Source organism: Streptomyces sp. NPDC017943 (genome assembly GCF_044328425.1).
Classification (GTDB): Bacteria; Actinomycetota; Actinomycetes; order Streptomycetales; family Streptomycetaceae; genus Streptomyces; species Streptomyces djakartensis_A.
In genome coordinates this window covers 19,740-32,331 of sequence record NZ_JBIRHH010000006.1, presented here as the reverse complement: position 1 = coordinate 32,331, position 12,592 = coordinate 19,740, and the positions used below count along the sequence as shown (strand labels likewise).

Here is a 12,592-nt window from a genome sequence, read left to right as displayed (position 1 = left end):
GCTCACCGCAGCACCCGGTAGAGGACCTGCCCCTCCGGCCCCCGGGTCACCTCCCTCAGCCCGGGCTGCCCCGCGCCCGCCCCCGCCACGACCCACCGCACCCCGTACATGCGCAGGATCCGCGCGCGCTCCTCGCCGGGCGTCCCCGGGGCGAACCAGCGCCGTACCGCCCGCTCCCGCGCCGCCTCGTCGGGCAGGAAGACGTCGGGGTACCCGGGTGCGACCGTGTACGCCCCGTACGCCGGGATCTGCCGGGCCGGGCGTCCCGGGTGGGCCATCACCACGTCCCCGTAGCGCACCCACGGCGTCAGCCAGTGGTAGCCCGCCCAGGGCCGCCGGTACTTCTCGGCGACGGCGGCCGGCAGGTCGTGCGGGTCGACGACATGGCCGAGCGCCCCGGCCTGCGTCCACGCGCCGAGCACCAGCGCCGCGCCCAGCACGCACGCCCACCCGGCCCGCAGTGCGCGCCGCCCGGCCTCCAGCACCTCCAGCGCCGCGGCGAGCTGAGCCGGGATCAGCACCGCCGGCAGAGCCCGCCCCCAGGAGTAGTGCCCACTCAGCCCGCCCGCCGCCACGACGGCCGTCCCCAGGACGAAGAACAGCACCAGCGCGTCCCACCGGTCCCGCCGCCACCGCGCCCCGAGCGCCACCACCCCGAGCAGCACCAGCCAGTAGCGCCCCGGCAGGTCGTCGTACAGCGGCCGGTGCACCGCCTCCAGCCCGCCGCCCGACCCGAGCAGCGCGAGGACGTCGTAGTACGGCCACACCAGCAGCACCCCGAGCCCGGTCACGGCTCCCGCACCGAGCCGCGGCCACACCCGGCGCCCGGGCCGGGCGGCCACCACCGTGGCGATCGCCCCCAGCGACGCCACCACGCCCATGAACTGATGGCACAGCAGGATCACCGCCCCCAGCGCCCCGAGCCCGAGCCACGTCCCCGTCCCCGCGTCACCGCGCACCGCCCGCCCCAGCCACGCCCACAGGTGGAAGGCCAGCCCCAGGGTGAACACGCTCGGGTACGACACCGTCAGCGCCAGCGAGTCGAGCCCGTGGAAGCCGCTCCAGGTGAACACCGACGTGCCCCACAGGAGCAGCAGGCTCAGCAGGGCCAGGGCGGGTGCGGCGGGACGGCCGCTCAGCGTGCGCACGTACCGCCACACCCCGGTCAGCAGCAGCCCGAGCGCGGTGAACGCCGCCAGCCGCAGCACCACGAAGACTGACAGGCCGCTCACCCGGGCCAGGCAGCCGAGGACGACCGTCCACGGCGAGTAGTACGGGCTCGGCACGTCCGCGTCGACCAGCGGATCGCCCGGGGCGACCAGGCTGTGCCGCAGGCGCTGGACCGTCGCCGCGTGCATGCCGAGGTCGCCCGCCCAGGGCAGCCGGAGGATCACCAGGACCAGCAGCACGACCACCAGGGCGGCGGCGGCCCGGACGGCGAGGACGGCCGGTCCGGACGCGGCGCGCGGGGCCGGCGTGGCGGGAGCGGAGGCCCGCCCCGGGGACGCGTTCACGGTCACGCACCCAGCCTCGGCCGGATCCGGCCGGTCCTCCACTCGAACCGCCCGGGCGCAGCGAGAACGAAGCGCCCCGGGCCGGTCGCGGCCCGGGGCGCTTCGTCACGCCGTGTGCGCTAGGAGTGCGTGCGCAGCAGCGTCCTCATCGTGCGCATCGCCACCGACAGGTTGGCGAGGTCGAACGCGTCGGAGCTCTGGATCTCCTCCAGCGTGCTGCGGGCACGTCCGAGGATCGCCGCGTTCTTCTGCTCCCACGCCTTGTAGCGCTGCTCCGGCGTCGAGGTGCCGTCGCCGACGGCCAGGACGTCGGCGGTCAGCGCCGCGTGCGCCGCGTACAGGTCCTCGCGGATCGCCGCGCGGGCCATGGACTGCCAGCGGTCGGCGCGGGGCAGCTCGATGATGCGGTCCATGAGCTGGGTGATGCGCAGCCGGTCGGCCAGGTCGTAGTAGACCTCGGCGACGTCCATCGGCTCCCGGCCCATGCGGTCCGCGACCGAGACGATGTCCAGCGTCGGGAAGGCGGAGGAGAAGCCCGCCACGCGCGTGGCCAGCTCGTCCGGCACGCCCGCGCCGGACAGCTCGTCGTAGATCTTCTGGTACCACTCCAGGTCGGCGCCGCGCAGCAGCTTCGGCAGCTGCCCCCAGACCTGCTCGACGCGGTCCGCGAAGAAGTCGACCGTGTCGGCCAGCTGGAGCGGCTGCGGGCGGTTGTTGAGCAGCCAGCGGGTGCCGCGCTCCACCAGACGCCGCGAGTGCAGCCGGATGCGGGTCTGGACCTCGGCCTCGACCTTGTTGTCGAGGGACTCGACCGCGTCCCACACCGGGTACTGGCGGAAGATCGCCCGCGCCGCGGTCTGCGCCCGCACGATCTCCTCCAGCGACGCGCCCGTCTCCTCGCGCAGCCGGTGCAGGTAGGTCGTGCCGCCCGTGTTGACCGTGTCGTTCACCAGGACCGTCGTGGTGATCTCACGGCGCAGCGGGTGGCCGACCAGGTGCTCGGGGAACTGCTCGCGCAGCTTCGTCGGGAAGTAGGCGTGCAGCAGCGTGCTGAGGTACGGGTCGTCCGGCAGCGAGGTGTGCAGCAGCTCCTCGGCGACCGTGATCTTCGTGTACGCCATCAGCACGGCCGTCTCCGGCCCCGTCAGACCCTGGCCCTGGGCGAGCCGCTCGCGGATCTGCCGGTCGGTGGGCAGGAACTCCAGCGCCCGGTCGAGGTGCCCCTCGCGCACCAGGTGCTTCATGAAGCGCTGCTGGGCGTGGAGCATGGCGCCGGACTGGGCGAGGGCGTTGGCGATCGCGGTGTTCTGCGCGTAGTTGTTGCGCAGCACCAGGCGGCCGACCTCGTCGGTCATCTCGGCGAGCAGCTTGTTGCGCTGCTTGACGGTCATGTCGCCGTCCCGGACCAGGCCGTTGAGCAGGATCTTGATGTTCACCTCGTGGTCGGAGGTGTCCACGCCCGCGCTGTTGTCGATGGCGTCGGTGTTGATCCGGCCGCCCTGCAGCGCGAACTCGATCCGGCCGAGCTGGGTCAGGCCCAGGTTGCCGCCCTCGCCGACGACCTTGACGCGCAGGTCCTGGCCGTCGACGCGGATGGCGTCGTTGGCCTTGTCCCCGACGTCGGCGTTGGACTCGGTCGAGGACTTGACGTACGTGCCGATGCCGCCGTTCCACAGCAGGTCGACCGGGGCCTGGAGGATCGCCTTCATCAGGTCGGCCGGGGTCAGCTTGGTGACCTTGGCCTCGATGCCGAGAGCCTCGCGGATCTGCGCGTTGACCGGGATCGCCTTGGCCGTGCGCGGGAAGATGCCGCCGCCGGGCGACAGCAGCTCGGTGTTGTAGTCCTCCCAGCTGGAGCGGGGCAGCTCGAACAGGCGGCGGCGCTCGGCGTAGGAGGTGGCGGCGTCCGGGCTGGGGTCGATGAAGATGTGCCGGTGGTCGAAGGCGGCCACCAGCCGGATGTGCTCGGAGAGCAGCATGCCGTTGCCGAACACGTCACCGGACATGTCGCCGATGCCGACGACCGTGAAGTCCTGGCTCTGGGTGTCCACGCCCAGCTCCCGGAAGTGCCGCTTGACGGACTCCCAGGCGCCGCGGGCGGTGATGCCCATGCCCTTGTGGTCGTAGCCGGCGGAGCCGCCGGAGGCGAAGGCGTCGCCGAGCCAGAAGTTGTACTTCTCGGCGACCTCGTTGGCGATGTCGGAGAAGGTCGCGGTGCCCTTGTCGGCGGCGACGACGAGGTAGGTGTCGTCCTCGTCGTGCCGGACGACGTCGGCGGGCGGGACGACGTCGCCGGCCACCATGTTGTCGGTGATGTCGAGCAGGGCCGAGATGAACGTCCTGTAGCTGGCGATGCCCTCGGCCATCCACGCGTCGCGGTCCACGCTCGGGTCGGGCAGCTGCTTGGCGACGAAGCCGCCCTTGGCGCCGACCGGCACGATGACCGTGTTCTTGACCATCTGCGCCTTGACCAGGCCGAGGATCTCCGTGCGGAAGTCCTCCCGCCGGTCGGACCAGCGCAGGCCACCGCGGGCGACCTTGCCGAAGCGCAGGTGCACGCCCTCCACGCGCGGCGAGTACACCCAGATCTCGAACGCGGGGCGCGGCGCCGGCAGGTCGGGGATGGCCTGCGGGTCGAACTTCATGGAGACGTAGTCGTGCGGGTGCCCGCCCGCGGCCTCCTGGAAGAAGTTGGTCCGCAGGGTCGCCTTGATGACCGTGAGGAAGGACCTGAGGATCCGGTCCTCGTCGAGGCTCGCGACCTGGTCGAGCGCCGCGTCGACCTCCTCCAGCAGCGCGTCCACGATCTCGTGGCCCGCCCGCTGCCGGTCCGGCGACATCCGCGCCTCGAACAGGGAGACGAGCAGCCGGGTGGTGTGGACGTTGTTGCGGAGGGTGTCCTCCATGTAGTCCTGGCTGAACGTCGACGCGGCCTGGCGCAGGTACTTGGCGTACGCGCGCAGCACCACGGCCTGGCGCCAGGTCAGCCCGGCGCTCAGCACGAGCGCGTTGAAGCCGTCGTTCTCGGCCTTGCCGGTCCAGGTGGCGGCGAAGGCGTCCTGGAACCGCTCGCGGGCGTCGTCCCCGAGGTAGTCCCCGCCGCCGTTCTGTGCGCGGGGCATGCGCAGGCCGAAGTCGTAGATCCAGGCGACGCTGCGGTCCGAGCAGCGCAGCTCGTAGGGCCGCTCGTCGACGACCTCGACGCCGAGCCGGTTGAGGACCGGCAGCACGGCCGACAGGGAGATCGCGTCGCCCGTGCGGTAGATCTTGAAGCGCCGCTCCTCGGGCGCGGCGCCCACCGGCTCGTACAGGCTGAGCGCGAAGTCCTCGCCCGCCTCGGTGTTCAGCTGCTCCAGGTGGACCAGGTCGGCGACCGCGGCACGCGGGTTGTGGTCGGCCTTGTAGCCCTCGGGGAAGGCGTGCGCGTAGCGGCGCATGGCCTCGGCCGCGTGCTCCTCGCCCAGCTCGGCGTTGAGCGCCTCGGCGAAGGCGTCCTCCCAGGAGCGGGCGGCCTCCATCAGCCGGGCCTCGATGCGCTCCTTGTCGGAGTCGGACAGCTGCGGCAGTTCGGTGCCCTGCGGCACCCGTACCACGAAGTGCAGCCGGGACAGGATCGACTCGGTGTTCCACGCCGTGAAGTCGACGCTGATGCCGCCGAGCTCCTCCTTAAGGATCTCGATGATCCGCAGGCGCACGGCCGTGGTGTAGCGGTCGCGCGGGAGGTAGACGAGGGCGGAGTAGTAGCGCCCGTACTCGTCCTGACGCAGGTAGAGCCGCAGCCGGCGGCGCTCCTGGAGGTACAGCACGGAGGTGACGATGGCGCGCAGCTCGTCGACCGGCGTCTGGAACAGCTCGTCGCGCGGGTAGGTCTCCAGGATCTGCAGCAGGTCGCGCCCGTCGTGGCTGTTGGGCGAGAACCCGGCCTGCTTGAGGACCTCCTCGACCTTGCGCCGGATGACCGGCACGCGGCGCACGGACTCGGTGTAGGCCGCGGAGGAGAACAGTCCGAGGAACCGGCGCTCACCGACGACGTTGCCCTCGGCGTCGAACTTCTTGACGCCGATGTAGTCCAGGTACGACGGCCGGTGCACGGTCGAGCGGCTGTTCGCCTTGGTCAGCACGAGCAGCTTGTGCTCGCGTGCCTTGGCCCGGGCGTCGGCGGGCAGCCGCTCGAAGGACGGGCTGACCGGGTGGCTCTCCTCGGCGGCGTGCTGCGGGTCCGCGCGCAGTATGCCGAGCCCGGTGCCGGGGACGGCGGCCAGGGAGTCGTCGTCGCGCAGCTGGTACTCGCGGTAGCCGAGGAACGTGAAGTGGTCGTCGGCCAGCCAGCGCAGCAGCTCGCGGGCCTCCTCCACCTGCGGGCCGGGCAGGTCGCCGGGGATGGGCTCGTCCGGCAGCCCCTCCGCCAGCCGGATGGCCGCGTCCCGCATCTTGCCCCAGTCCTCGACGGCCTCGCGGGCGTCGGACAGCACGCGCAGCAGGTCCGCGGTGATCTGCTTCAGATCGGCGCGGTCGGTCTCGCGGTCGATCTCGACGTGGATCCAGGACTCGACGTGCGCGTCGTGCGGGAGGTCGAAGGCGCCGGTGGCGGGCGTGGGCAGGACCTCGATCAGCTTGCCGGTGACATCGCGCCGCACCACGAACTGGGGGTGGATGACGACGTGGATCCCGCGTCCCTGCCGGGTCAGCTCGTTGGTGACGGAGTCGACGAGGAAGGGCATGTCGTCGGTGACGACCTCCACGACCGAGTGGCTGCAGGTCCACCCGTTCTCCTCGACGGTGGGCGTGTGCACCCGCACGTTGGCCGTGCCCTGGGGGCGGTTCTCCGCCAGACGGTAGTGCGACACGGCCGCGCCGAAGACGTCGACCGGGTCGCGGTCGGTGAGGTCCTCCGGGGCCGTGTGCAGGTAGTAACGCTGGAGGAACGTGAGCAGGGACTCGCGGTCCGGGGCGTGCGGGGCGTCTGGAGTCTCCTCGCCCGTCGACCCGGTCGGTAGGTGCCCCCCGACCGGGCTGTTCTCAGCTACCCGGGTGGCCCTCTCGAGCAACTCGGCCTTGGCTTCGTCCAGCTTGGTCTGCATTGTCCTCTGGCTCCTGTCGCGCGCCGTTGCGTGACGTAGAAGGAAGTACGGCCTCTGCGCTTACGACCTCACGTCGTGACACGGGGTATCCGGTCTGATCCGACGGTATGCCGCAAGATGAGATGAGCGGGGGTGTCTGAGCCATTCTTGAGCTGCTCCACCGGTGTGACGCCGCTCGGTGCGACGCCCGGACCCGGGAGGTGCTCGGCGTCCCGGGCGTCCTCGACGCCCCGTCCCGCCCGCAAAGACCAGCGACCGCCGCCCGGACACGGATGTCGTCCGTGCTCTCCGGGCGCAGGGCAGGGACGACGATGTCCCCGCGAGCTATCGCGCTGATCACGCCACCAAGGCTATCGCTCTCCACAGGGCCCCCGTCATGAGCCGTATGTGTACAAAAGCAGGCCGTGAACTTTGACGTTCTGCACAGTCGGGGCGCTTTCCCGCAGGCCGCCGGCCCGTGCCGGGCCTTCCGCTAGGCCGCCAGCCGCTCCGCCTCGGCGACGGCCTCCTCCAAGGTGTCCACCACAGGCACCCCTACGGATTCCAGACTCGCCCGGCTGTGCGAACCCCCCGTGTACAGCACCGCTCTCGCCCCGACGTGCAGCGCGGCCACCGCGTCGTCCGCGGCGTCGCCGATCACCACCGTGCGCTCGGGGTCCACGCCGCCGAGCGACCTCAGGTGGCGCACCATGTGCTCGGCCTTGCTGCCCCCGGACGGCCCGGTGCGGCCGTCCACCCGTATGAAGTGCGGCTCGATGCCGAATCCGCGCACCAGCGGCACGAGCTCCTCGTGCACATACATGCTCAGGATCGACTGGCTGCGCCCGGCCGACCGCCATCCGGCCAGCAGCTCCACCGCCCCCACGGTCAGCTCGCACGCCACCCGGTGCTCCGCGTAGTACCGGTGGAAGATGTCGTCCATGACCAGCCACTCGGCATCGGTCGGCAGCCGCCCCATCAGCCGCTCGTAGAACTTCGGCACCGGGACGCAGTACAGCTCCCGGTACTTCTCCAGCGTCAGCGGCTCCAGCCCCAGCTCGGCGAAGGCCGCGTTCGTCGCCCCGATGATCGCGTCGATGTCGTGGAACAGCGTGCCGTTCCAGTCCCAGACGATGTGCCCGCCCGTCTTCGTCCCCATGCCCAAAACGTACCCGGCCCCACTGACAAACAGGAGATCGGGCCGCGAAGCGCCCCCGGCGGACGGGAGCCCGGTCGGCTCAGTCCCCGCGCCCCACCAGGTTCGGGATCTCCTGGGTGGCGAACCAGAGCAGCTCGTGGTCCTCCGCCCCGTCCACGACGAACTGGGCGTCGTCGTCCCCGCCGTCCGCCGCCGGCAGGGCGTCGGCCGCCGCCGCCACGCCCGCTTCCGCGTCCGCCGCGTCGACGTGCACCGCCGCCGCCTTCGCCAGCGGGACCGCCCCCGCGACCCGCACCTCGCCGAGTGCCGCGGGGTCGAGCCCCCGGCCGGGGTGGGTGGTCGCGGCCCGGTCGGCGACGTCCACGGCGACCACGACCCGGCGCCGCGGCGCCTGCGGGTCGGCGGCCAGCAGGCGCAGCGAGGCCAGGGCGGCCCGGCTCAGCGCGGCGTACTCCAGCTCCTCGATGTCGTCGGAGAGGTACCACTCGCGCAGTGCGGGCGTCACGGCGTAGGCGACGAACGGCCCGCCTCCCAGCTCGCCCGTCGTGTGCGCCTCGGCGAGGGCGGGGAGGGTCAGGGGCACGTAGACACGCATGGCTGGCCGCTTTCCTGGTGGGGGTCGGAGGGTCGGTCGGTGGTGGGGTCTGCGGGGGGGCGGGTCGGCCCTGGACGGGCCGTGCGGGCCGGCTTCGGTGCCAGGTACCCGCCGCGGGTGCCGGGGAGACCTGGACGGCCCTCAGGATACGTGCGCGGTGTCCCCTTTCGAGTCCCGCCCCGTGACGCCGGCGGCGTCCACCCCGCTCCCGGGATTCACCCCCGTCGGCCCCATGGCGGCGGGCTCCACACCTCGGACACCACCCGGATAAGTGAACCCGCCGGGGTCCTCGACACGTGTACCGGTCGCCTTGCCGTGGGCTTCGCACAGCCCGTACAAGATCACCGACCACGAAGTTACTCCCCGGTACCCACCGGGCCCGCGAACGGGGACCCCCATGTACAAGGTCATGACCAGGGCCTGGCGCCCGGCCGTCACACCACCCACCGCAGGACCCGCCACACCCCCTCCGGGCAACCGGGAAGCCGGCCTCCGAACCCGCACCTCCGACACCACCACCCCACCCCGCAGCCCCGGCGGCGGCACCATCCGCACGCCCCCTGCCCGCACCGACCAGCAGCCCCGCACCTCCGCCGGCACCGCCCCGCCCCGCAGCCCCGGCGGCGGCGCCACCCGGACGACCGCTGCCGGGGGCCGGCCCCCTGCCTCCGCGCGCGGCAAGCGTCCGCACACGCGCCCCGGCGACACCCGCCCGCCCACTCCCTCCGGCACCCGCCGCACCCCCTCGCGTGCCGTCGCCGGGGCGCAGCGGGGCACCGCGCCCGTTCCGACGGGGACGCACACGCCCTTCGCGGAGGCGTCCCCGGGAGGAGCCACCCAGACCCCGGTCCCGCTGCCCGCCACACCCCGTGTGCCGTCCCGGACGCCTCGTCGGCCGGTCCCCCACCCGCTTCCCACCGACCGCTTCGCCGACCTGCTCCTCGCCGTGCTGAGCGGCCACCGCCCCGTCCACTCGATGCTCCGCCACACCCGTGGCCGCGCCTACGACGAACTGGCCTGGCTGGCCGAGCGCGGCCCGCTGCGCACCCGCGGCGCCCGGCCGGTCGTGCGGGACATCGGCTACTGCGAGCCCCGCCCGGGGGCCATCGAGGCCTTCGCCCGCATCGGCGCCGGCGACCGGCTGCGCGCGATGGCCTTCCGCCTCGAACTCGGCCAGGACCTGCGCTGGCGCTGCACGGCGGTCGAACTCGGCGGCCCCCGCCCGCCCCGCACCGCCACGGACTGACGGGCCCCTGGGTCCGCTCCGGCCCGGGCATGGCGACGGGCCGGACACCCAGGGGTGTCCGGCCCGTCGGACCGTCACGGCGCTGCCGTGTCGGTCACTTCTTGCGGCGGCCCCGGCCCTTCGCCTGCTTGCGCCGCTCCGCACGGGTGAGACCGTCGGCGGCGGAGCGCACCGGCTCGCCGTCCTCGGTGAAGTCGCCCTCGATCGTGCCGCCCTCGCCGTCGACCGTCGGCGCGGAGAAGTGGAGGTTGCGCCGCTGCGGGACGTCGAGCCCCTTGGCGCGGATCTCCGGCCGCGAACCGGCCTGCGCCGGCACCGCGTCCTGCTTCTCCAGGTCGGCCACCGGCTTGGCGTCCTCGACCGGGACCTCCTCGACCTGCTGCTCGACCTGGACCTCCAGGTTGAACAGGTAGCCGATGGACTCCTCCTTGATGCCCTCCATCATCGCGGTGAACATGTCGAAGCCCTCGCGCTGGTACTCCACCAGCGGGTCCTTCTGCGCCATCGCGCGCAGGCCGATGCCCTCCTGGAGGTAGTCCATCTCGTAGAGGTGCTCGCGCCACTTGCGGTCGAGGACCGACAGCACGACCCGGCGCTCCAGCTCGCGCATGATCTCGGAGCCGAGCTGCGTCTCCCGCGCCTGGTACTGCTCGTGGATGTCGTCCTTGATGGAGTCGCCGATGAACTCGGCCGTCAGCCCGGCGCGGTCGCCGGCCGCCTCCTCCAGCTCCTCCACCGTGACGCTGCACGGGTAGAGCTGCTTGAACGCGCCCCACAGCCGGTCCAGGTCCCAGTCCTCCGGGAAGCCCTCGGCGGTCTCGGCCTGGACGTAGGCGTCGATGGTGTCGTCCATGAAGTGCTGGACCTGCTCGTGCAGATCCTCGCCCTCCAGGACGCGGCGCCGCTCGCCGTAGATGACCTCGCGCTGACGGTTGAGGACCTCGTCGTACTTCAGGACGTTCTTGCGGGTCTCGAAGTTCTGCTGCTCGACCTGCGACTGCGCGGAGGCGATCGCGCGCGTGACCATCTTGTTCTCGATCGGCACGTCGTCCGGGACGTTCGCCATCGACATCACGCGCTCGACCATCTGCGCCTTGAACAGCCGCATCAGGTCGTCACCGAGGGAGAGGTAGAACCGGGACTCGCCGGGGTCGCCCTGACGGCCGGAACGACCGCGCAGCTGGTTGTCGATGCGCCGCGACTCGTGCCGCTCGGTGCCGAGCACGTAGAGGCCGCCGAGCTTCTCGACCTCGTCCTTCTCGGCCTTGACGGCCTTCTCGGCCCGCTCGAGCGCCTCGGGCAGGGCCTGCGCCCACTCCTCGATGTGCTCCTCGGGGTCCAGACCGCGCTGGCGCAGCTCGGCCTCGGCGAGGTCCTCGGGGTTGCCGCCGAGCTTGATGTCCGTACCGCGGCCGGCCATGTTCGTGGCCACCGTGACCGCGCCCTTGCGGCCGGCCTGGGCGACGATCGTCGCCTCCCGGTCGTGCTGCTTGGCGTTGAGCACCTCGTGCTGGATGCCGCGCTTGCTGAGCTGCTGCGAGAGGTACTCGGACTTCTCGACGGAGGTGGTGCCGACGAGGATCGGCTGGCCCTTGCGGTGCTTCTCCTCGATGTCGTCGACGACCGCCTCGAACTTGGCGACCTCGGTCCGGTAGATCAGGTCCGACTGGTCCTTGCGGACCATCGGCCGGTTGGTCGGGATCGGCACCACGCCGAGCTTGTAGATCTGGTGGAACTCGGCGGCCTCCGTCATGGCCGTACCGGTCATGCCGCACAGACCCGGCTGCTCCTTGCCGCTGTGGTCGTGGCGCTTGTAGAGGCGGAAGAAGTTCTGGAGCGTGATCGTGGCGAGCGTCTGGTTCTCGTCCTTGATCGGCACCCCTTCCTTCGCCTCGATCGCCTGGTGCATGCCCTCGTTGTAGCGGCGGCCGGCGAGGATACGTCCGGTGTGCTCGTCGACGATCATGACCTCGTCGTCGATGATGACGTAGTCCTTGTCCTTCTTGAACAGTTCCTTCGCCTTGATGGCGTTGTTCAAGTAGCCGACCAGCGGGGTGTTCACCGACTCGTAGAGGTTGTCGATGCCCAGCCAGTCCTCGACCTTGGCGACGCCGGACTCGTGGATGGCGACCGTGCGCTTCTTCTCGTCGACGTCGTAGTCGCCGGTCTCCTCGATGCCCTTGAGGGGCTGGCCGGCCTCGCCGCGCTTGAGGCGCTTGACCAGCTTGGCGAAGTCGCCGTACCACTTCGTGGCCTGGTCGGCCGGGCCGGAGATGATCAGCGGCGTCCGGGCCTCGTCGATGAGGATGGAGTCAACCTCGTCGACGATGGCGAAGTTGTGGCCGCGCTGGACGAGCTCGTCCTGGGACCACGCCATGTTGTCGCGCAGGTAGTCGAAGCCGAACTCGTTGTTCGTGCCGTAGGTGATGTCGCAGGCGTACTGCTCGCGGCGCTGGGCCGGCGTCATGTTGGCGAGGATGCAGCCGACACTCAGACCCAGGAAGCGGTGGACGCGGCCCATCATCTCGGAGTCGCGCTCGGCCAGGTAGTCGTTGACCGTGATGATGTGGACGCCCTCGCCGGACAGCGCGTTCAGGTACGCCGGCAGCGTGCCGACGAGGGTCTTGCCCTCACCGGTCTTCATCTCGGCCACGTACCCCATGTGCAGGGCCGCGCCGCCCATCATCTGCACGTCGTAGTGACGCTGGCCGAGGACGCGCTTGGCGGCCTCGCGGACGGTGGCGAAGGCCTCGGGCAGCAGGTCGTCCAGGCTCTCACCGTCGGCGTACCGCTGCTTGTACTCATCGGTGAGGGCCCTCAGCTCGGCGTCGGAGAGGTCGACGAAGTCCTCTTCGATGGAGTTGACCTGGTCCGCGATGCGGTGCAGCTTGCGCAGGATCTTGCCTTCGCCTGCACGCATGATCTTCGAGAGGACGGACACGGGGGTTGGTCTCCTTGCCGGTCGGGCCTGGGACGGTTGGTTACCACTTGACGTACTGAGCAACGGCCATCGTATGC

The 12,592-nt window shown here is 71.6% G+C and carries 6 protein-coding genes; 1 reads left to right on the top strand and 5 read right to left on the bottom strand.

Annotated features, from left to right (window positions below; genetic code table 11):
- Positions 1–2 precede the first annotated feature (2 nt).
- The 4 genes from ACH4C6_RS20180 to ACH4C6_RS20165 all read right to left on the bottom strand — a co-directional run bounded on the left by ACH4C6_RS20180 (position 3) and on the right by ACH4C6_RS20165 (position 8,328).
- Positions 3–1,514: a hypothetical protein gene (locus ACH4C6_RS20180; protein WP_398110424.1), complete on the bottom strand. Its 1,512-nt coding sequence runs from the start codon at positions 1,512–1,514 to the stop codon at positions 3–5.
- 119 nt (positions 1,515–1,633) lie between these two features.
- Positions 1,634–6,595: an NAD-glutamate dehydrogenase gene (locus tag ACH4C6_RS20175; protein ID WP_398109965.1), complete on the bottom strand. Its 4,962-nt coding sequence runs from the start codon at positions 6,593–6,595 to the stop codon at positions 1,634–1,636.
- A gap of 472 nt (positions 6,596–7,067) precedes the next feature.
- Complete coding sequence (locus ACH4C6_RS20170) at positions 7,068–7,733, bottom strand: HAD family hydrolase (RefSeq protein ID WP_398109964.1); 666 nt, start codon at positions 7,731–7,733, stop codon at positions 7,068–7,070.
- 79 nt (positions 7,734–7,812) lie between these two features.
- The gene (locus ACH4C6_RS20165; RefSeq protein ID WP_398109963.1) at positions 7,813–8,328 is read right to left on the bottom strand and encodes a DUF6912 family protein; all 516 of its coding nucleotides are present in this window, start codon (positions 8,326–8,328) and stop codon (positions 7,813–7,815) included.
- Between the two features lie 397 nt (positions 8,329–8,725).
- Between ACH4C6_RS20165 and ACH4C6_RS20160 the strand changes: the two genes are divergently transcribed.
- Positions 8,726–9,574 (top strand): Rv3235 family protein, encoded by an 849-nt coding sequence (locus ACH4C6_RS20160; RefSeq protein WP_398109962.1) that lies wholly within the window; start codon positions 8,726–8,728, stop codon positions 9,572–9,574.
- Positions 9,575–9,668: 94 nt separating this feature from the next.
- Here the strand turns inward: ACH4C6_RS20160 and secA are convergent, their stop codons facing one another.
- Positions 9,669–12,515 (bottom strand): preprotein translocase subunit SecA, encoded by a 2,847-nt coding sequence (gene secA, locus ACH4C6_RS20155; protein WP_398109961.1) that lies wholly within the window; start codon positions 12,513–12,515, stop codon positions 9,669–9,671.
- Positions 12,516–12,592 lie beyond the last annotated feature (77 nt).

Excerpts from the sequence above, each read along its gene's own strand:
- ACH4C6_RS20175 (WP_398109965.1), bottom strand. The coding sequence starts at position 6,595 with ATGCAGACCAAGCTGGACGAAGCCAAGGCCGAGTTGCTCGAGAGGGCC.
- ACH4C6_RS20170 (WP_398109964.1), bottom strand. The coding sequence starts at position 7,733 with ATGGGGACGAAGACGGGCGGGCACATCGTCTGGGACTGGAACGGCACG.
- ACH4C6_RS20165 (WP_398109963.1), bottom strand. The coding sequence starts at position 8,328 with ATGCGTGTCTACGTGCCCCTGACCCTCCCCGCCCTCGCCGAGGCGCAC.
- ACH4C6_RS20160 (WP_398109962.1), top strand. The coding sequence starts at position 8,726 with ATGTACAAGGTCATGACCAGGGCCTGGCGCCCGGCCGTCACACCACCC.